The following is a 19,401-nucleotide window of genomic DNA, read 5'->3' on the forward strand; positions in this document are numbered from 1 at the left end:
GAAGGTGCGTTTTATTGTTCATTTAGGGCGAGAGGCCTGTTTCAGGAGATCGAAATGAAGAACATGTCTGCAGACCGGCGCATGATCAAGATCGCGATGGCCGCCCCCTATCTCGCCCGTCAGGAAGAACACGATCTCGCCATCCGCTGGAAAGATCACGACGACCGCGGCGCGCGCAATCAGATTGCCATGGCCCATATGCGGCTCGTCATATCCATGGCGGGCAAGTTCCGCAATTTCGGCCTGCCAATGAGCGATCTCGTGCAGGAGGGTTATGTCGGCCTTCTGGAGGCTGCCGCCCGCTTCGAACCGGAACGCGACGTGCGCTTTTCCACCTATGCGAGCTGGTGGATCAGGGCGTCGATCCAGGATTATATCCTGCGCAACTGGTCGATCGTGCGCGGCGGCACGAGTTCGGCGCAGAAGGCACTGTTCTTCAATCTGCGCCGCCTGCGCGCCAAGCTCGCCAAGGGCGACACGCAGCTGACGCTGCAGTCCATTCACCAGGAGATTGCCGCGGCGCTCGGCGTCAGCCTCGCCGATGTGCAGACCATGGATGCCAGGCTTTCCGGCAACGACGCCTCGCTGCAGGCGCCTTCGGTCTCCGGCGATGCCGAGAGCGCGGAGAAGATGGACTTTCTCGTCAGCGATGATCCTCTGCCGGACGAGCAGGTTTCCAACATGATCGACGGCGAGCGCCGCCGCATCTGGCTCGCCTCGGCCCTGAAACATCTCAACGAACGCGAGATGAAGATCATCAGCGCCCGGCGTCTGGCCGAAGACGGCGCCACGCTCGAAGAACTCGGCGCCGATCTTGGTATTTCCAAGGAACGTGTGCGACAGATCGAAAGCCGGGCGATGGAGAAGCTCCGCAGCGCACTGGTCAGCGCTGATCCGCACATGGCGGCCTACGCTTAGACAAGCGCTACAGCGCCCGTAACGCCTCGAAAGACGCAGGGCGCGGTAAACCTCATTCTCCTCCAGCAGCACTGACTGGCCCGGCGCAAGCCGGGCTCAGACCGCTGACAAACCCGTCGATTTTTCGGCGGGTTTTGTTTTTTGCGGATTGCGGTTTTTGGGCGGGGTTATATTTGCGGGTCGAAGAAGGGCTTGTGCGCTCACGCCAGGCTCGGTTTGGGAGCCTTTGTGAGCGCCATTGCGATCTTCTTGATGTTTTGGGCGGCGGCGGCCAGCAGGCACTGGCATGCGACGCGGGTGAGACTTCGGAAGCGGGCATAGCGATGCCCGTGAAGCTGCTTGGCATCGGCAAATGATCGCTCGACCGTCTCCTTTCGCCGCTTGTAGATGGCCTTGCCCCAAGGCGTGAGGCGGTGGGCGTCGGTGCGCTGACGGGCCTCGGCCCAGACATGGCGGGTGATGGTGCGTTCCGCCTTGGCGTTATTGGTGCAGGAGGCCAGCAACGGGCAGGTGCGGCAGATGGCCGGATCCGAGCGGTAGTGGCGATAACCGTTGCGGTCAGTGGTGGCATAGGCGAGCAGTTGGCCTTCGGGGCAGCGGTAGCCGTCTGTCTCGGGCTCATAGTCGAACTTCGACTTGCGCATCATGCCGTCCTTGGGCGGTGTCGGATTGCGGTAGCCGGTGACACCGAGAATCGTGCGATCTTCAAGACCCTTGGCGATGCCGGATGTGGCATAGCCGGCATCCAGCCCGACAGCACCGACCTCGAAGCTGAAGCGCTGACGCTGGCGGTCCAGCCGGTCGAGATAGACGATGCTGTCATGCACATTGGCGGGCGTCACATGGGTGTCGGTGATGATCGCAAGCTTGCCATCCACCGTGCGGTGATCGAGGTAGAAGAAGCCCTTCGGCTTGCCGTCACGCACCATGTAGCCGCTGTCGGGATCGGTGCGCGACACCTTGGTTTCCTTCACCTCCGGCTCGCGCTCCTTTTGCTTCAAGGGCTTTTGGCCATGCAGTGTTCGCTCGGCCTCAATCGCCCGGTCGAGATCGGCCCAGTAGTCGGAGCGTGACTTGGCAATCATCGCCAGGTCGTATTTGCCCTTGTTGGCATTGGCCTTCAGGTGGGTCGAGTCCGTATAGAGCACCGTACCGTCGACCAGCCCATGGCCGATGGCCTGCTCGACGATATGGTCAAAAATGTCCTGGGCGACCGAGGTGTCGTTGAAACGCCGGCGGCGGTTTTGGGACAGCGTCGAGGCGTCAAACACACCATCCGTCAGCTTCATCTGCAAGAACCAGCGATAGGCGACGTTCACCTCGATCTCGCGCACCAACTGTCGCTCTGAGCGCACCCCGAACAGGTAGCCGATGAACAGAGCCTTGAACATCAAGGTCGGATCGAGCGGCGGCCGGCCGTTGTCGGCGCAATAAAGGCCGGCAACGCGGTCATGGATGAAGGACAAGTCGATCGCCGCGTCGATCTTGCGCAGCAGGTGATCCTTCGGAACCAGGCTGTCGAGCGTCACCATCTCAAGAGCCGTCTGGGAAGGGGAAGGTTTCTTCAACATGTCCCACAGAATCACAAAACCCCCAGCTATGCCAGGGGTTTGTCAGCAGTCTGGGCCCGGCGCAAGCCGGGCTATTTTTTATTCGGCGATGATCTTGACGCGATCGCCTGGCGAAACGGCTGCACCGGTGGGCAGGGCATTGATGAGTTTGAAGAGATCGAGCTTGCGGTCGGTGCCCATCATGCGGGCAGCGAGCGTCGAGATGTTTTCACCCGGCCGGACGGTGACAACGCGGATGCGCAGCGGCTTCAGCGAGGCTGCCTCTGCCGGCGTCATGCGCCGGAAACTCGCGCGCAGGACATTGGCCGTCGGCTCAAGGGCGTCGCTGCCCTTCGGCACGGCGGTCAGGAAACGGAAGATCTGCGAATTGTTGCGGATGACGGTGACATCGAAATCCCAGCGATCGGCGCTTGCGCGCGCGGTGGCCGCTTCCATGCCGTTGATGGTGACCGGCTGGATGGTCGACGGGTCGAGACCGGTCACCCAGCCGCTGGAGATATAGTTGGTGAGGCTCTGGTTCTGATTGTCGGCGACGCCGTCGAAGCGGACGGCGATGTCGTTCGGGCCGGTGGCCATCACCGCTTCGACCTTGTTGTCGATGTGGAAATCAGGCGGCACGTCGAAACGGATGCCGAGGCCGCCATGCAGGAAGGTCTGGCCGCGCACATAGCCTTCCTCGGGGCTGTCGCCGTAGAGCAGGCCGTCTATGCCGTCGAGATAATAGTCGCGACCCTTGTCGCCGACCGAACCTTCCTGGCCGAAGGCGCGCGCATGGGTGCGGGCAAGCTCGATGCGCTGCGCCGAATTCGGATGGCTGGACAGGAAGTCCAGGCTCTGGTCGGCTTCCGGATCGACCGACATGAAGCGGCTGTACGCGGCCATGGAATCGAGGAAGCGGGCGGCGGCATAGGGGTCGTAGCCGGCTTCGCCGAGCATGCGCACGCCGATGACATCGGCCTGCAGCTCCTGCTGGCGGGAGAAGGCGGCGAGCCGCAGCTTGCCGCGGGCCAGCGCCTGCTTGCCGGCGATATCGCTGGAGAGGACCTCGGCGACGACGCGGCTGGCGATGACCTCGGCCTCTTCGCGCTTCTGCCGCTCGATGCCGTGGTTCGCCGTCACGTGGCCCATCTCGTGCGACAGCACGGCGGCGACCTCGGAGGCGTCGTTGGCCAGCGCGAGCAGGCCGCGGGTGACGTAGAGATAACCGCCCGGCAGCGCAAAGGCGTTGATCGCCGGCGAATTCAGGATGGTGATGCGGTAGGACTGGCTCGGATTTTCCGACACCGCCGTCAGCGCGCCGGCGATACGGGCGACGAGGCGTTCGGTCTTGGCATCCTTGTATTCGCCGCCGTAGCTTGCCACGATGCGCGGATGTTCGCGGGCGCCCATCGCCGCGCGCGGGTCGTTCTTCTGCACCTCGTCGACGATCTGCGGATTGGAAGAAGGCGAGACGCTCGGTTGATAGGATTGCTCGATCAGCGTTTGACAGCCATTCAGCGCCATTGCGACGGCCGAAAGCAGCATCAGGCGACGCGCGATGCGCCGCGGCGCGGAGACGGCATCACTGGAAAGCGCGGGCGATTTCCACGTCGTCAAGCTGTCCAGTCTGGTTCTCCGCATCATGTCGCTATTTTGCCGGTTTGCCGCAGATTGGCACCGACCGTGGCAAGGGGATTCAACGGGTACGCACCCCTGATCTCGCACTGCACAATCGGCCGATACAAGTCCTTGCTGTAGCTGATTTACGCATCGGTTGCATAGCGAGACTCTGCTTAAATGTGGCGGCGTTGCATTTTGGCAAGCCTCGTGCGTCGAGGCCTTCCTTCGCTCGGATGAAATTATGGCGAAAGTTCCGTCACAAAGCCGAGATTCGTTGGCGGCGCAGAAAAAGAACGGGGTGATTGAAGCAACCGAGCCGACAGCGGCGGCAATGCGAGAAAATTGCAATCCTTGATAGCTGCTCTGTGGAAGCCAACGCCTTGGGATAAGGATCCGCGGCTCCGATTCGGTTATTCCGCGGCTTCCGCCGTCGTCGGTTGCGGCATCTTCACTTCACCGGCGCGAGGCAGCTGCACAGGTTTCAGCATGATGGCGGCGGTAAGGCCGATCAGCGCAATGGCGCAGGCGGTCATGAAGAGCGGCGAGAAGGCGGCGGCATAGATATCGGCGACGGCCTGGCGGCTCGCTTCGGGAAGGGAAGCCATCATCTTCGGCGTCAGCTGCTCGATATCGGCGACACCGGGGATTGAGACGCCGACCTTGCCGAGCCCGGAAGCGACGATGGCGCCATAGATGGAGATGGCGATCGACGCGCCTCCCATGCGCGACAGCGTCACCGAGCCGGTGGCGGCGCCGACGTCGCGGGCAGGCGCTGCATTCTGCACGCCGATGACCGGAACTTGCTGGGCAAGGCCGATGCCGATGCCATGCAGCATCATGATCGCGCCGATGAAAACGATCGGCGTTCCCGCATGGATCTGCGACATCAGTGCGAAGGCGATGGCGCTGCAGCTCAGGCTTGCAATGGCGAAGGGCTTGTAGCGCCCCGTCTTCGAGATGATCCGGCCCGCCGACAGCGATCCGCAGACCAGGCCGCCAGTAAGAAGGATGAAGAGAAGGCCGGCGGCAGAGGGCGAAAGGCCGGTGGTGGTCTGCAGAAAGAGCGCGAGATAGTTGACCATTCCGATGGCGATAGCGCCGCCCATGATCGAGATCAACAAGAGCAGGCTGAAGGTCGAATTGCGAAAGAGTTCCAGCGGCACGATCGGCTCCGGCGCGCGGCGCTCGACGAATACCCAGGTGACGGCGCAGACGACGCCGAAGGCGACGATGGCGATACTCTGCGGCGAGACCAATGCGCCGAACAATTCGCTGCTGTCGGTGGCGAGCACGATGCTGGTCGTCGTCAGGGCGAGCAGCAGCGCACCGGCATAATCGATCCTGGGGCGGCGATGCGGCTTGCGATAGGGCAGCATGAAGGCGAGACCGGTAAGGACGAGGACGCCGATCGGCACGTTGACGAGGAAGATCGAGCGCCAGCCGAAAAGATCGCTCATCGTGCCGCCGAGCACCGGACCGATCGCGCCCGACGCCATCAGCACCAGACTGGAATAACTCTGGTAACGCGCCCGCTCGCGCGGCTCGAACAGATCGGCGTTGACGGCGAAGATCGACACCATGATGCCGCCGCCGCCAAGACCCTGCAGCACGCGGGCGGCGATCAGCGTGTTCATCGAGACCGCGAGGCCGCAGACCGCCGAGCCGACGGTGAAGATCATGATCGCCGTCATCATCACATATTTGCGGCCGAAGAGATCGCCGAGCTTGCCATAAAGCGGCATGACGGCGCTCAGCGACAGGAGATAGGCCGAGCCGATCCAGCCGAAACGCTCGAGATGGCCGAATTCGCCGACGATCGTCGGCAGCGCCGTGGAAACGATCTGATTATCCAGCGTCGCCATGAACATGGCCGTCATCAGGAAGAAAAAGAGGATAAGCCGGCGACGGGGATCCGTCACGAGCGGCGCAGGCGCGAGTTGCATGTCCATGGGAGCATCATTCCGATCTGATGGATAATTTATGTGCTATCAGCATATAGTTGTCAATGGCACATTAATGACATCGGCATATTCAATTTCTGCTTCCGCTCTGTTATGCTGTCGTCATGAATGAAGCCCTGACCAGGATCCTGTCCAACAGCCCGGCCGAGCCGGACGACGAAAACGTGTCTCTCATCGGCCGGAGCATGGCGCGTATGCGGCTGATGACCGGGCGGCGGCTGATCGGCCGGCTGGCCATCCAGAGCGCCGCACCGGGTCTCGAGCTTTCGCATCTCGATGTGCTCGATGCCGTGCGCAGGGCGCAGCCTGCCGGCGAGGTGACGGTCGGCCTGATCGCGGAGATGCTGCGCATCGATCCGTCGCGGGCAAGCCGGGTGGTGGCCGAGATGGTGACCCGCAACGTGCTGCGCCGCGAGGCCTCGCAGGCCGATGCGCGGCGGATCGTCGTCGTCATGACGGCGACGGGCGAGGCGTTGCTTGCAGAAATCCGCGCACAGAAAATTGCGATCATCTCCGAGATCGTTTCCGATTGGCCCGAAGAGGATGTCGATCGCTTCGCGACCCTGTTCGATCGTTTCATCGGCGGTTACGAGGCGATCTTCCTGTCGCGCGATAAGGATACGCCGGGCTGAGGTGAACGCGGCGGATCGGTCGTCGCCCCTTCCCCTCCACCCCCCGTTTGCGCTAAGGGCAATGCCCATGAGCCAATCCACCTTCACCATTCTGCTCGGCGGCGAACTCAGCCTGACGGAACGCCTGCACCGTGCTGTCGGCGGCAGCCGCTTCATCGCGGCCGATGGCGGCATGCGGCATGCGGCGGCACTCGGTGTCACGCCGGAGCTCTGGGTCGGCGATTTCGATTCGACGCCTGATGATCTCGAGGGTGCCTTTCCCGATGTACCGAAACAGCCCTATCCCAAGGCAAAGGCGGCGACGGACGGCGAAATCGCCGTGTCGGAAGCAATCGCGCGGGGTGCGCGGCGGCTGATCCTGGCCGGAGCACTTGGCGGCGAACGCTCGGACCACGCGCTTCAGCATCTGCTGTCGGCGGTCAGCCTGGCGGAAGAGGGTTTCGATGTGCTGCTGACCTCGGGCAAGGAGGAGGCTGTGCCGCTGCTCGTCGGTGCAATCGAACTGGACCTGCCCAAGGACAGCCTGGTTTCCGTGCTCGGGTTCAGCGAGCTGACCGGGCTTTGCATCGACAATGCGCGTTATCCGCTGGCGGATTTCCATCTGCCTTTCGGCTCGTCGCGCACCATTTCCAATGTCGCGGAAGGCAAGGTTCGCTTTTCGCTCCGCAGCGGCCGGGCGATCGTGCTCGCCAGGCCCTATGATTTTTCCGGAGTCTGATTTTTGGCCCCTCCCATTCTGAAACTCGACGATATCTTCCTGAGCTTCGGCGGCGCACCGCTGCTGGCGGGTGCCAGCCTGCAGATCGAGCCGGGTGACAAAATCTGTCTCGTCGGCCGCAATGGCTCGGGAAAATCGACGCTTCTGAAGATCGCCGCCGGCCTGGTCGAGGCGCAGTCCGGAGAGGTCTTCCGCCATCCGTCCTCGACGGTGCGTTATCTCGAACAGGCGCCGGATTTTGCCGGCTTCAACACCGTTCAGGCCTATGCCGAGGCCGGCCTCGGGCCGGGCGACGACCCCTATCGCGTCACCTATCTGCTCTCCCATCTCGGGCTGACCGGCGAGGAAGATCCGAGAACCCTTTCCGGCGGCGAATCGCGCCGCGCCGCGCTCGCCCGCGTGCTGGCGCCCGAGCCCGATATTCTCCTGCTCGACGAGCCGACCAACCATCTCGACCTTCCCACCATCGAATGGCTGGAAGGCGAGCTGCAGAAGACGCGCAGCGCTTTGGTGCTGATCTCGCACGACCGGCGTTTCCTCGAAAAAGTCTCGACGGCAACCGTCTGGCTCGACCGCGGCACCTCGCGCCGGCTCGACAGGGGATTTTCGCATTTCGAGGCCTGGCGCGATCAAGTGCTGGAGGCCGAGGAGCTCGAGCAGCACAAGCTCGGCAAGGCGATCGAGCGCGAGGAGCACTGGCTGCGTTATGGCGTCACGGCGCGGCGCAAGCGCAACATGCGCCGCCTCGGCGAGTTGCAGACGATGCGCTCGCAATATCGCGGCCACAAGGGGCCGCAGGGCACGGTGCAGGCGACGGCTTCGGACGCGCAGGAATCCGGCAAGCTGGTGATCGAGGCCGACAAGATCACCAAGAGCTTCGGCGACCGGCCGATCGTCACGCCCTTTTCGATCCGGGTGCATCGCGGCGATTGCATCGGTCTGGTCGGCCCGAACGGCGCCGGCAAGACGACGCTGTTGAAGATGCTGACCGGGCAGCTTTCGCCGGATGGCGGCACGATAAAGCTCGGCACCAATCTGGAGATCGCGACCCTCGACCAGAAGCGCGAGGACCTCGATCCCGAGGACACGCTTGCCAATTATCTGACGGACGGGCGCGGCGAAAACCTGCTTGTCAACGGCGAACAGCGCCATGTCACCGGCTATATGAAGGAGTTCCTGTTCCAGCCGGAACAGGCGCGAACGCCAATCAGAAGCCTCTCCGGCGGCGAGCGCGCCCGGCTGATGCTGGCGCGTATTCTGTCGCGCCCTGCGAACCTGTTGATCCTCGACGAACCCACAAACGATCTCGACATCGAAACGCTCGACCTGCTGCAGGAGATCGTCGCCGGTTTTCCCGGCACCGTCATTCTCGTCAGCCATGACCGCGATTTCCTCGACCGCACCGTGACCTCGACGATCGCACCCGCCGTGCCGGACGCACCTGACGGCCGCTGGATCGAATATGCCGGCGGCTACTCCGACATGCTTGCCCAGCGCAAGGGCGCGCTGGAGGAGCGCAAGCGAGCCGAGAAGGCGGCGGAGAAGCCGAAGACGCAAGGTGCAGCGCCTTCCGGAGGAGGCTCGAAGAGCAAGCTCTCCTTCAAGCAGAAATTCGCGCTGGACAATTTGCCGAAGGAGATGGCGAAAGCCGAAGCCGAGATCGCCAAACGTGAACAGGTGATGGGCGACCCCAATCTCTTTACCCGTGATGCCGCTGCCTTCAACCGGCTTGCCGGCGAGATGGAGAAGCTGCGCGCCAGCCTTACCAAGATGGAAGAGGAGTGGCTGGAACTCGAAATGCTGCGGGAAGAGCTGGAAGGCTGAGCTTTTCCTCGCGGCTCACTTTTCATTGATTCGTCAGCCCGTCGCCAGGCGGCATAAGGTGCCGTCCGGCAGCCGGGGATATTGCCGATCGCAATGGCGACAAGGAAAAGTCAGATGTCTCGCACGCCTCGTTCCCGTTTTTTCACAGCACTTGCCGCCGGTGGCTTTGCCGCGCTCATCTTATCGCAGGCCGTGCAGGCGCAGGATGGCGACCGCGTTCGCGTCCGCGGCGCGATCGAAAGTCTGAACGGCGACACGCTCGTCGTCAAGACGCGCGAAGGCAGCGATGCGACGATCACGCTGAAAGCCGGCTGGAAGGTCGGCGGCATCAAAAAAGCCTCGGTCGAGGATATCAAGCCCGGCGATTTCGTCGGGGTTGCCTCGCTGCCGAAAGGCAGTGGCCCGGATGGGGCGATCGAGGTGCTGATCTTTCCGGCGTCGATGAAGGGCACCGGCGAGGGCAACCGTCCCTGGGATGCGCAGCCGAACAGCCAGATGACCAACGCGACGGTCAGCAATGCCGTCAAATCCGTCGACGGCCATACGATCACACTGACCTATCAGGGCAAGGAAAAGACCATCACCATATCAGACGGCACGCCGATCGTGACCTTGGCGCCGGCGACCAAGGACGATCTGAAGGCCGGCGCCGGTGTCATCGTCACCGGCGAGAAAGCGGCGGACGGCAGCATTTCGGCCAGCCAGGTCGCCGTCGGCCTCAATGGTATCACGCCGCCGATGTGACCATTCGTGAAATCAAAGGGATGTAGCGTCTGTCGGCGCGGCGCTCTATAGCGCCGGCGCAGGCATGGCGGCGGCACCCGTACCGGCGCTGGTGCCGGTCTGGGCGACCTGCTGTTGCGGCGGTTCCTCGGATTTTGACGGCAGCGCCTGCAGATGCAGCACGCGCGGCTTCAAGACCTCGAGATAGGCCTCGGAGCGGCCGATATAGATCATGCCGCTTTCGGGCATGGAGGTGAGCAGCCCGGCCATGGTTTCCTGCCATTCCGGCTCCATGCCCTCAAGCACTTCGTCGAAAATGATCCAGCGCGGGCGCACGAGAAGCAGGCGGGCGAAGCCGATTGCCTTCTGTTCGTCGCTGTCGAGCAGTTTGTCCCAGCGGGCGCGGGTATCGAGCCTTGAGATCAGCGAATGCAGGCCGGCCTTCTCGAGGGCTGCCTCGACGGCTGATTTCTCGTAGGCATCGGGGCTTTCGGGGAAGGCCAGCGCCTCACGCAGCGTGCCGCCGGGAATATAGGCGATCTGCGGGACGAACAGCATGTCGTCGACCGGCGGCAGGCCCATTGTGCCGCTGCCGCACGGCCAGAGGCCGGCCATCGCCTGGAAGAGCAGCTTGCGGTTGACGCTGTGATCGCCGTTGATCATGATCTTTTCGCCTGATTTGATCACCACATCGGTTTCGCGCAGGCGGAAGCCGCCGCATTCCTCGATGTCTTCGCCGATCTTGGCGACGATCACCACGTCTTTCAGCGTCAGCGTGTCGGCCGCGGTATTTTCATAGGTGATGCCGTCCTTCAGCTCGAAGTCCTCGTCGGTCTCGAGCAGCGCCTGGCGGAAATCGGTGACGCGCATCAGCGTGGCGCGCCATTCGGCGATCGGGCCGAAATTGGCGACATACCAGCGCAGCGCCGTATTGACCTGGTTGAAGGCGCCGACCGACATCATCAGCTGACCAAGCGTGAGGCCGCCGGAGAAATAGGCGGGCGCGGCGACGATGATCGGAATGACGATCACCAGCCAGCCGTAGCCGGCCGACACCCAGGTGAGGTTGGTATTGGCCATGGCGAGCCGCTTGACGACCCTCAGCACTGAACTGATGTCGGTGTTGATGCGTCGGCGCTCATTCTCCTCGCCGCGGGCGACGGTGATCGCCGGCATGTTCTCGTTGGCATGCATCAAGGTGAAGCGAAGCTCGGCCTCCTTCGAGAAGCGGTCGGCATTGAGCTTCACCAGCTTGCGGCCGACGACCTGGCTCAGCACCGAGGCGGAGGCGGCGTAGAAAATCGCCGCCCAGACCATGTAGCCGGGAATGGAGAAGCTGTGGCCGCTGATGTGGAAGATGAAGCCGCTGGAAAGCTCCCAGAGCACGCCGATGAAACTGACGAGAAGAATGGTCGCCTGCAGCAGGCCGAGAACGAGCCCCGTCGTGCTTTCGGCGAGGTTGCGGGAATCCTCATGCAGGCGCTGGTCCGGATTGACGCCGATCAAGCCGCTGGAGGCGAGCCGCAGAGCCCGCTTGCGCTTCAGCCACTGATCGACGAGATCGCGTGACAGGCCTTCGCGCATATAGAGCGCCGTCATCTGGTTCAGCCAGGCCTGCAGCACGTTGAGCAGCAGCAGCGTACCGGCGATCATCGCGAAGATTTCGAGCTGATGGAAGAATTCGCCGAGGTCGCGGCGCTCCAGCGAATCGTAGAAGGGGGCGTTCCACTCGTTGAGGATGACCTGGCCATAGGCCGTCGCCAGGATGACGAGGATCAGCACGGTCGCCAGGAACAGCACCTTGCCACGCACTTCAGAATTCCAGAATGCGGAGAACATCACTCCGAGGCGGTAAGTCAGGCTGAGATCATACCCTACCCTATCCTGCCTTCGGATGCCCGGCCTCCCCTCGGTCTTATCTGCCATTACGCTTTTCCAACATCGCCCATGCTTACCATTATTAACATGGTGGCGTTACCGGTCTATCAACAGATTCTATCAGTCATTAAACTGTGATGATGCTTGCATGGGTCGCTGCCGCATGCATTCGGCAGTTGATTCGCGGCTCGACTGGGTCTAATGAAGCATTCCGTGGTGATTTGGCCGGCCGGCTTGCAGCCACGTTAAAAAACTTGCTAAAGGGCCGCGTGCGGACCGGTAGCGATTTTTTTCGCCGCCGGTTTTTTGCTTTTTGATCGAGTGACCGCAATGCCCATCAAGATCCCCGATACGCTGCCCGCCTTTGAAACTCTCGTGCTAGAGGGTGTGCGGGTGATGACCGAGACGCTGGCGATCCGTCAGGATATAAGACCGCTGCAGATCGGGCTGCTCAACTTGATGCCGAACAAGATCAAGACTGAATTGCAGATGGCCCGCCTCGTCGGCGCCTCGCCGCTGCAGGTCGAGCTGTCGCTGATCCGCATCGGCGGTCACAAGGCGAAGAACACCTCCGAAGACCACCTGCTTGCCTTTTACCAGACCTGGGAGGAGGTGAAGCACCGCAAATTCGACGGCTTCATCATCACCGGGGCGCCGATCGAGCTTCTGCCCTATGAGGACGTTACCTATTGGGCGGAGATGCAGGAGATTCTCGACTGGACGGAAACGAATGTGCATTCGACGATGAACGTCTGCTGGGGCGCGATGGCGGCGATCTATCATTTCCACGGCGTTCCGAAATACGAGCTGAAGGAGAAGGCCTTCGGCGTCTACCGCCACCGCAATCTGAAGCCCTCGTCGATCTATCTCAACGGTTTTTCCGACAATTTCGAAGTGCCGGTGTCGCGCTGGACGGAGGTGCGCCGCGAGGATATCGAGAAATCCGACAAGCTGGAAATCCTGATGGAATCCAGCGAGATGGGCGTCTGCCTCGTACATGAGAAGCGGGGTCGGCGGCTCTACATGTTCAACCATGTCGAATATGATTCCACCTCGCTCTCGGACGAGTATTTCCGCGACGTCAATGCCGGCGTGCCGATCAAGATGCCGCACAATTATTTCCCGCATAATGATCCGGCGCTTGCGCCGCAGAACCGCTGGCGCAGCCATGCGCATCTTTTGTTCGGCAACTGGATCAACGAGATCTACCAGACGACGCCCTTTGATGTGGAGGAGATCGGCACGGATCTGTGAGCGATACCCCTTTCTGATCGCGGCTGGTTGCGGTTTGGAACAAATGCGGGCAGGTTCCGGTCGGATTGCTAGATATCAAATGGACGGTCGATCATGTCGGATAAGTTGGAGCGGGAAGTTTTCGGGCAGACGAAGGCGGGCGAGACCGTCTATCGCGTCGTCATCAAGGGCGGCGGGCTGACGGCCAAGGTCATCACCTGGGGCGCCGTCATCCAGGATCTGCGCCTGGAGGGGCATGACGCGCCGCTGCAGCTCGGCTTTGAGGATTTCGACAGCTACCCGCTTTATTCGGCCTATTTCGGCGCGACACCCGGCCGCTGCGCCAATCGTGTCGGCGGCGGCGCCTTCACGCTCGACGGCAAGGACCACCAGCTCGAGCTGAACGAAAACGGCGTGACGCATCTGCATGGCGGGAGCGACAATATCGCCAAACGCAGCTGGACGATCGTCGAGCATGACGTCGACCGGGTAGTGCTGAAGATCGTCGATCCCGACGGCCGCGCCGGTTATCCCGGCAATTGCACCATTCAGGCAACGTATTGGGTGCATGGCAACGGCGAATTGTCGGTGACCTATGAATCGACCAGCGACCAGCCGACGCTCGCCAATGTCTGCCAGCACGCCTATTTCAACCTCGACGGCCGTGAGGACGCGCTTGGCCACGACATCATGATCGCTGCCGACCATTATCTGCCGACCGACGAGAAACAGGTGCCGACCGGCGAGGTCCGTTCCGTCGCAGGCACGGAATTCGATTTCCGCGAGATGGCGCCGATGAAGCGTTTCGTCGGCAGCGAACAGGTGATGTACGACCATAATTTCTGCCTGTCCGGCGAGCGCACCGCCAAGCGCAGCGTCGCGCTCGCTCGTAGCCTCTATTCCGGTGTGTCGCTTGAGGTGCGCAGCACGGAGCCCGGTGTGCAGTTCTATGCCGGCTTCAAGCTCAATACCGGCGCTCCCGGCCTCGGCGGACGGAAATACGGCCCGTTCGCCGGCTTCTGCCTGGAGACGCAGGTCTGGCCTGATGCCATCAATCACCAGGGTTTCCCGAATGCGGTGCTGCGCCCCGGCGAAGTGCTGCGCCAGGAGACGGATTATATCTTCACCAAGAGCTGATCGTCTTTTTCAGACGCGGCGCTGCGGACGCAGGGCTGTCAAATTTTGTCGCTATGAAAACCTCTCCGGTACCCGGGGAGGTTTTTTCTTGCCTGCACGCGCGATTTCAGGCTTGCTGATTGGTTCTAAATAGGTTCTATTGTTTACCAATGGATAGAACCAGTCTGATAGCGGAACTGAACAGCCGCGGCCTGCGTGACCAGGCGCTGACCGGGCCGCTCTACAAGCGGCTGGCGCAGACGCTGATCGGCCTTATTCAGGAAGGCCTGCTCAAGCCCGGCACGGCGCTGCCGGGGGAGCGCGATCTTGCCGAGGCCTTGAAGCTTGGCCGCGTCACCGTGCGCACCGCCTATCGCGATCTGATGGCGTCGGGCGCACTGGAATCGCGCCACGGGAGCGGTACTTTCGTATCGAGCAGGGTGGAGCGCATGGAGCAGTCGCTCTGGCGGCTTTCCTCCTTCTCCGCCGACATGCGCTCGCGCGGGCGCCAACCGGCTGCAAAGATATTGTCGCGGGCCGTCAATACGCCGTCACCGGAGGAATCTTTCCTGCTCGGTCTCGGCGGCGACGAGCCGGTGCTGCGGCTCGACCGGCTGCGTCTCGCCGACGGCCTGCCGCTGGCGATCGAACGCGCCGTGGTGCCGATCAAGTTCCTGGGCGACCATGCCGGCGGCGAGGGGTCGCTTTACGATGCGCTGACGGCCAGCGGCCACAGGCCCGTGCGGGCGCTGCAGCGGCTGACCGCGGTCACGCTCGACCCGTCCTCTGCCGCGATCCTGAACGTCAAACCAGGCGCGCCGGCACTGCTGATCGAACGTGTTTCGCGGCTGGAAGACCAGCGCGTCGTTGAATACACCCGCTCGCACTACCGCGGCGATGCCTATGATTTCGTTGCCGAATTGAGAATCGGAGATGACCTATGAGTGAGAACCAGTCGCTGATGCTGCAGGAAGCCGGCCAATCGCCGGAGGTGGTGGCCACGCTGCTCGAAAAGGAGAAGCCGGTTTTTGCCGAGATCGCCCGGCTGTTTTCGTCCGCCCGCCCGAGCGTGGTGACGACGGCGGCGCGCGGCTCTTCGGACCACGCCGCCACCTTCTTCAAATATCTCTTCGAGATCACCTGCGGCGTTCCGGTCGCCTCGGTCGGTCCGTCGATCGCTTCCGTCTACGGTGCCGCGTTGCATCTCAAGGGCGGCGTGCATTTCACCGTTTCCCAGTCGGGCGCCAGCCCCGATATCGTGGCGCTGCAGGAGGCGGCGAAGAAGGGCGGAGCGACGACGATCGCCGTCGTCAACGTCACCGACAGTCCGCTTGCCAAACAGGCCGATATCGTTCTCGGTCTCAATGCCGGCGCTGAAAAGAGTGTTGCTGCGACGAAATCCTTCATCGCCTCGGTTGCCGCGCTTTCTGGGGTAACGGCTGCGATCGGCGGCGCGTCCGAGCTGCAGGCCGCCTTGGCCAAGCTCCCGGAGGCGCTTTCGGCCACCGCCGGGATCGATACGGCGGCAGCCGAGGAGGTGCTTTTCAATGCGACCTCGCTCTATACGGCCGGCCGCGGCCCGGCCTTCGCGATCGCGCTCGAAGCGGCGCTGAAGGCCAAGGAAACCTCCGGCCTGCATGCCGAGGCCTTCTCGCTGGCGGAACTGATGCACGGTCCGATGCGGCTGGTGCAGCCGGGCTTTCCGATTGTCGCCTTTGCGCCCGACGATGCGGCCTTCGCCAACAACGGCCAGGCGCTGGAGCGCCTGCAGAAGCTCGGCGCCACCACCGTCGGGTTCTCCACGCAGCCGCTTTCCGGCGTCAATCTGAGGGTGCCGACGACGGGCAACGGTCTCGTCGATCCGCTGGTATCGCTGCTCGTCTATTACCGGCTGATCGAGTCGGTGACGCGGCGCAAGGGCTTCGATCCCGACAGGCCGGCAAACCTGCTCAAGGTGACGGAGACGGTCTGATGGCCCGCAAGATCTTCACCGGCGCCCGCATCTTCGATGGCGAGCGCTTCCATGACGACAAGGCGCTCATCGTTGCCGACGGCCGGGTCGAAGCGATCGCTGCTGCAAACGATCTGCCGGATGTCGAGACGGTGACGCTTGCCGGCGGCGTGCTGTCGGCCGGCTTCATCGATGCGCAGGTGAATGGCGGCGGCGGACGCATGCTGAACGACGAACCCTCGGTCGCCTCGATGGAGATCATCGCCGGCGGCCACCGGCCCTATGGCACGACATCGCTGTTGCCGACCCTGATCACCGATACATCAGAGGCATCGGCTGCCGCCATCGAGGCCGCGATAGAAGCCGTGAAGGCGAACCGCGGCGTAGCCGGGCTGCATCTCGAAGGCCCGCATCTGGCGCCTGCGCGCAAGGGCGCGCATCTGGCCGAACTGATGCGGCCGGTCGAGGACCGCCACGTCAAGGCCTTCATCCTGGCGCGCGAGGCGATCGGCACGCTGCTCGTCACCATGGCCGCCGAGCAGGTGACGGTTGCCCAGGTGCGCGAGCTTGCGGAAGGCGGCGTCACCGTCAGCATCGGCCATTCCGATTGTTCGAGCGAGGCGGCGGAGGAACGTTTCGATGCCGGCGCGCGCGGCGTCACGCATCTCTTCAACGCCATGAGCCAGATGGGGCATCGCGCGCCGGGCCTCGTCGGCGCGGCGATCGATCATCCCTCGACCTGGTGCGGCATCATCGCCGACGGCCATCACGTCGATCCGAAGGCCTTGCGCACGGCGCTGCGTGCCAAACGCGGCGAAGGCAAGCTGTTCTTCGTCACCGATGCGATGTCGCTCGTCGGCTCCGAGAAGGATTCCTTCACGCTGAACGGCCGCACCGTCCGGCGCGAAAGGGGCGGCTTCTGCTCGAAGCTGGTACTGTCCGACGGGACGCTCGCCGGTTCCGACGTCGATATGATCTCGACGATCCGTTACGGCGTCACCTATCTCGACCTGACGCTCGCCGAAGCCTTGCGCATGGCGACCCTTTATCCGGCCCGCTTCCTCAGGCTTGCCGACCGCGGCCACCTTTCGCCGGGCGCGCGCGCCGATCTCGTCCATCTCACCGATGCACTCACGGTTACCGCCACCTGGCTTGCCGGCGAAGCGGCCTGACACCAAGAGCGGTTCAGCTTTCAACGAAGCGCAGAACCGCTCTAACCTTTTGCTTTTACGCAATTCCGGACGGAAAACCGCTTCGCACTTTTCCTGGAATTGCTTTAGGAGACGTGGCATGACTGATATCACCGATGCCTATTTTTCCAATCTGATCGGTCGGCTGGAGACGTTGAAGCAGGCACTTGCCGAGCCGATGGCGCAGGCAGCGTCGGTGATCCTCGATGCGGCCCGTGGCGACAAGCGCGTCTATGTCTTCGGCACCGGCCATTCGCACATGCTGGCGGAAGAGGCGCACTATCGCGCCGGCGGGCTGGCCTTCACCGTGCCGGTGCTCGTCGGCTCGGCGATGCTGCACGAGGGAGCGGTCATCAGCTCGGTCTATGAACGGACCCAGGGCCTGGTGCGGCCGATGCTGGAGCGCTACGGCATGCAGCCGGGTGATGTCATCATTATCGCCTCCAATTCTGGCGTGAACGCCGCGCCGATCGAGGCCGCCGACTTTGCGCATGAAATCGGCGCGAAAGTGATCGCCATCACCTCGATCGCCTATTCCTCGGCGATCGCCAATGGCCGCCGGCGGCTTTCCGAGGTCGCCGATATCGTGCTCGACAATGGGCTACCGCCGGGCGACGCTGTTGTCGAGCTTGAAGGCACCGGGCTTCGGGTTGGGCCGGTCTCGACGGCGGTCGGGGTGACGGTCATCAATGCGATCTTCGCCGAAGTCGCCTCGGAGCTGTCGAAATCCGGCGATGCGCCGGTCTATCTCAGCGCCAACATGCCGGGTGCCGCCGAGATCAACCAGAAGCTCGTCAAGAAATACCGGCCGCGCAACCCGCATCTCTGAGAGAGCGGATAAAAGGCCTGCCGCTGTCGCAAGCACGGTTCATGACGCGATCAAGCGGCGAGAATGGAGCTGACCATGCGGGCAGTCCGCGGTGCCAGCGTCAAACCGATATGCCCGTGTCCAAAAGCAAACACGACGTCCCTTCCTCCTTTTGAAGGCCGGATAACGGGAACGGAATCGGGCATGGAAGGGCGGAAGCCCATCCAGCTCCGACTTGGTTCACCAAGCGTTGGGAAAATCCTGCGCGCATTTGCGAGCAACAGTTCAAGGCGCCTTGGGTTCGACGGAGCGGTAATGCCTCCGAGCTCCACAGTACCGGCGACGCGCAAGCGGCCACGCATCGGGCAGAAGTAAAATCCATGATGCGTCGGGCATACCGGTCGTTCCACCGGCAGTGTTTCCATATCGAACTCGAGATGATAACCCCGCTCGGTGTCCAACAGTACCCGCTCACCCAGCTGCAGGGCCAGCCCGCGGGAATGTGCCCCGGCGGCGATCACCGCTGCTCGGGCATGAATGCTGTGGACCGAAGCCAGCATCCTCACTCCATTCCGCTCACGCGAAATAGTCGTCACGGAGTCTCGGACGAACTCGACCCCCGCTTGTCTGGCAGCGGCTTCCATCACGCTCATGAGCTCGCCGGGATCGGTGAAGTTTATCGCCTTCGGAAAGAAAAGCCCTCCGCCATGGACCTGCGGCAGCCGGGGCTCGAGGCTTTGCACCTCGTCAGGGGTGAGAAGCTGCTGCGCTATCCCGTAGTTTCGGCGAAGCTCGACATCCGAAGCGGCCGTCTTGAAGGCCTCAGGTGTTTGGTAGAGGTAGAGGCATCCCTTCGCACTTAAAAGATCGGATGCGCCGATCTCTGCTGCGAATTCGAGCCACTGTGATGAAGCGTCGGACAGAAGGTTGGCTATGCGGCTCGCATTGTCTCTGTATCTGTGCGGGAGGGATTCGTAGGCAAAACGCACCAGCCATGGAAACAACGTCGGCAAAGCGGCCTTGCGGATGGATAAGGGGCTGTCGGAATTGAGAAGCAGCGCGGCCAGGTTTTTAAGGACAGCGGGCGTGCCGACGGGAATGATCGCATAATCGGCGATCGTTCCGGCATTGCCGTAAGATGCGCCCGAACCGGGTTTGTTCGGTTCGATCAGCACGACATCTCGACCGTCGGCACGCAGCCGCAGAGCGGTCGCCACGCCGATCACACCGCCGCCGATGACGGCGATATCTGTTGTGAGCTTGTTCATCAGATATATGT

At 62.6% G+C, this 19,401-nt stretch carries 16 protein-coding genes and 1 riboswitch; of the genes, 11 read left to right on the top strand and 5 right to left on the bottom strand.

Features of this window, described 5'->3' with window-relative positions; all coding sequences use genetic code 11:
- Nucleotides 1-54 precede the first annotated feature (54 nt).
- Nucleotides 55-918 (top strand): RNA polymerase factor sigma-32, encoded by an 864-nt coding sequence (locus tag AF337_RS19390; RefSeq protein WP_003567549.1) that lies wholly within the window; start codon nt 55-57, stop codon nt 916-918.
- Nucleotides 919-1,118: 200 nt separating this feature from the next.
- Here the strand turns inward: AF337_RS19390 and AF337_RS19395 are convergent, their stop codons facing one another.
- From AF337_RS19395 to AF337_RS19405, 3 genes are all read right to left on the bottom strand, one after another.
- Complete coding sequence (locus tag AF337_RS19395; RefSeq protein WP_049733268.1) at nt 1,119-2,489, bottom strand: IS1182 family transposase; 1,371 nt, start codon at nt 2,487-2,489, stop codon at nt 1,119-1,121.
- 78 nt (nt 2,490-2,567) lie between these two features.
- Complete coding sequence (locus AF337_RS19400; RefSeq protein ID WP_049733328.1) at nt 2,568-4,112, bottom strand: M48 family metalloprotease; 1,545 nt, start codon at nt 4,110-4,112, stop codon at nt 2,568-2,570.
- Between the two features lie 386 nt (nt 4,113-4,498).
- On the bottom strand, nt 4,499-6,037 hold the full coding sequence (locus AF337_RS19405; protein WP_049733329.1) for an MDR family MFS transporter: 1,539 nt from the start codon (nt 6,035-6,037) through the stop codon (nt 4,499-4,501).
- A gap of 116 nt (nt 6,038-6,153) precedes the next feature.
- On the opposite strand from AF337_RS19405, the gene AF337_RS19410 reads away from it, so the two are divergent.
- The 4 genes from AF337_RS19410 to AF337_RS19425 all read left to right on the top strand — a co-directional run bounded on the left by AF337_RS19410 (nt 6,154) and on the right by AF337_RS19425 (nt 9,967).
- Nucleotides 6,154-6,681: a MarR family winged helix-turn-helix transcriptional regulator gene (locus AF337_RS19410; RefSeq protein ID WP_049733330.1), complete on the top strand. Its 528-nt coding sequence runs from the start codon at nt 6,154-6,156 to the stop codon at nt 6,679-6,681.
- 61 nt (nt 6,682-6,742) lie between these two features.
- Nucleotides 6,743-7,399, top strand: coding sequence for a thiamine diphosphokinase (locus tag AF337_RS19415; RefSeq protein ID WP_193393643.1), 657 nt, complete (start codon nt 6,743-6,745; stop codon nt 7,397-7,399).
- Nucleotides 7,400-7,402: 3 nt separating this feature from the next.
- A complete protein-coding gene (locus tag AF337_RS19420) occupies nt 7,403-9,223 on the top strand; it encodes an ABC-F family ATP-binding cassette domain-containing protein (RefSeq protein WP_049733332.1) in 1,821 nt (606 codons plus the stop codon).
- Between the two features lie 114 nt (nt 9,224-9,337).
- Entirely contained in the window at nt 9,338-9,967 is a 630-nt protein-coding gene (locus AF337_RS19425) for a DUF5666 domain-containing protein (RefSeq protein WP_049733333.1), read from the top strand.
- Nucleotides 9,968-10,012: 45 nt separating this feature from the next.
- On the opposite strand, the gene AF337_RS19430 is transcribed toward AF337_RS19425, so the two are convergent.
- Nucleotides 10,013-11,872 (bottom strand): ABC transporter ATP-binding protein/permease, encoded by a 1,860-nt coding sequence (locus AF337_RS19430; protein WP_049733334.1) that lies wholly within the window; start codon nt 11,870-11,872, stop codon nt 10,013-10,015.
- Nucleotides 11,873-12,027: 155 nt separating this feature from the next.
- Nucleotides 12,028-12,105, top strand: a riboswitch (SAM riboswitch).
- Nucleotides 12,106-12,154: 49 nt separating this feature from the next.
- Here AF337_RS19430 and metA point away from each other — a divergent pair.
- From metA to AF337_RS19460, 6 genes are all read left to right on the top strand, one after another.
- Entirely contained in the window at nt 12,155-13,078 is a 924-nt protein-coding gene (gene metA / locus AF337_RS19435) for a homoserine O-acetyltransferase MetA (RefSeq protein WP_049733335.1), read from the top strand.
- A gap of 93 nt (nt 13,079-13,171) precedes the next feature.
- The gene (locus AF337_RS19440; RefSeq protein ID WP_049733336.1) at nt 13,172-14,194 is read left to right on the top strand and encodes an aldose epimerase family protein; all 1,023 of its coding nucleotides are present in this window, start codon (nt 13,172-13,174) and stop codon (nt 14,192-14,194) included.
- A gap of 149 nt (nt 14,195-14,343) precedes the next feature.
- Nucleotides 14,344-15,117, top strand: coding sequence for a GntR family transcriptional regulator (locus AF337_RS19445; RefSeq protein WP_049733337.1), 774 nt, complete (start codon nt 14,344-14,346; stop codon nt 15,115-15,117).
- Nucleotides 15,114-16,145, top strand: coding sequence for an SIS domain-containing protein (locus AF337_RS19450; protein WP_049733338.1), 1,032 nt, complete (start codon nt 15,114-15,116; stop codon nt 16,143-16,145). Before AF337_RS19445 ends, AF337_RS19450 begins: the two co-directional genes overlap by 4 nt.
- A complete protein-coding gene (gene nagA, locus AF337_RS19455) occupies nt 16,145-17,296 on the top strand; it encodes an N-acetylglucosamine-6-phosphate deacetylase (RefSeq protein WP_049733339.1) in 1,152 nt (383 codons plus the stop codon). The genes AF337_RS19450 and nagA overlap by 1 nt, the downstream gene beginning before the upstream one ends.
- Before the next feature lie 118 nt (nt 17,297-17,414).
- Nucleotides 17,415-18,143: an SIS domain-containing protein gene (locus AF337_RS19460; protein ID WP_049733340.1), complete on the top strand. Its 729-nt coding sequence runs from the start codon at nt 17,415-17,417 to the stop codon at nt 18,141-18,143.
- Between the two features lie 50 nt (nt 18,144-18,193).
- Here AF337_RS19460 and AF337_RS19465 read toward each other — a convergent pair whose 3' ends face one another.
- The gene (locus tag AF337_RS19465; RefSeq protein WP_049733341.1) at nt 18,194-19,390 is read right to left on the bottom strand and encodes an NAD(P)/FAD-dependent oxidoreductase; all 1,197 of its coding nucleotides are present in this window, start codon (nt 19,388-19,390) and stop codon (nt 18,194-18,196) included.
- Nucleotides 19,391-19,401: the final 11 nt, after the last annotated feature.

The organism is Rhizobium ecuadorense, assembly GCF_001187535.1.
GTDB lineage: Bacteria > Pseudomonadota > Alphaproteobacteria > Rhizobiales > Rhizobiaceae > Rhizobium > Rhizobium ecuadorense.

Coding starts and splice junctions, on each gene's coding strand:
- AF337_RS19390 (WP_003567549.1), top strand. CDS start 55: ATGAAGAACATGTCTGCAGACCGGCGCATGATCAAGATCGCGATGGCC.
- AF337_RS19395 (WP_049733268.1), bottom strand. CDS start 2,489: ATGTTGAAGAAACCTTCCCCTTCCCAGACGGCTCTTGAGATGGTGACG.
- AF337_RS19400 (WP_049733328.1), bottom strand. CDS start 4,112: ATGATGCGGAGAACCAGACTGGACAGCTTGACGACGTGGAAATCGCCC.
- AF337_RS19405 (WP_049733329.1), bottom strand. CDS start 6,037: ATGGACATGCAACTCGCGCCTGCGCCGCTCGTGACGGATCCCCGTCGC.
- AF337_RS19410 (WP_049733330.1), top strand. CDS start 6,154: ATGAATGAAGCCCTGACCAGGATCCTGTCCAACAGCCCGGCCGAGCCG.
- AF337_RS19415 (WP_193393643.1), top strand. CDS start 6,743: ATGCCCATGAGCCAATCCACCTTCACCATTCTGCTCGGCGGCGAACTC.
- AF337_RS19425 (WP_049733333.1), top strand. CDS start 9,338: ATGTCTCGCACGCCTCGTTCCCGTTTTTTCACAGCACTTGCCGCCGGT.
- AF337_RS19430 (WP_049733334.1), bottom strand. CDS start 11,872: ATGGCAGATAAGACCGAGGGGAGGCCGGGCATCCGAAGGCAGGATAGG.
- metA (WP_049733335.1), top strand. CDS start 12,155: ATGCCCATCAAGATCCCCGATACGCTGCCCGCCTTTGAAACTCTCGTG.
- AF337_RS19440 (WP_049733336.1), top strand. CDS start 13,172: ATGTCGGATAAGTTGGAGCGGGAAGTTTTCGGGCAGACGAAGGCGGGC.
- AF337_RS19445 (WP_049733337.1), top strand. CDS start 14,344: ATGGATAGAACCAGTCTGATAGCGGAACTGAACAGCCGCGGCCTGCGT.
- AF337_RS19450 (WP_049733338.1), top strand. CDS start 15,114: ATGAGTGAGAACCAGTCGCTGATGCTGCAGGAAGCCGGCCAATCGCCG.
- nagA (WP_049733339.1), top strand. CDS start 16,145: ATGGCCCGCAAGATCTTCACCGGCGCCCGCATCTTCGATGGCGAGCGC.
- AF337_RS19460 (WP_049733340.1), top strand. CDS start 17,415: ATGACTGATATCACCGATGCCTATTTTTCCAATCTGATCGGTCGGCTG.
- AF337_RS19465 (WP_049733341.1), bottom strand. CDS start 19,390: ATGAACAAGCTCACAACAGATATCGCCGTCATCGGCGGCGGTGTGATC.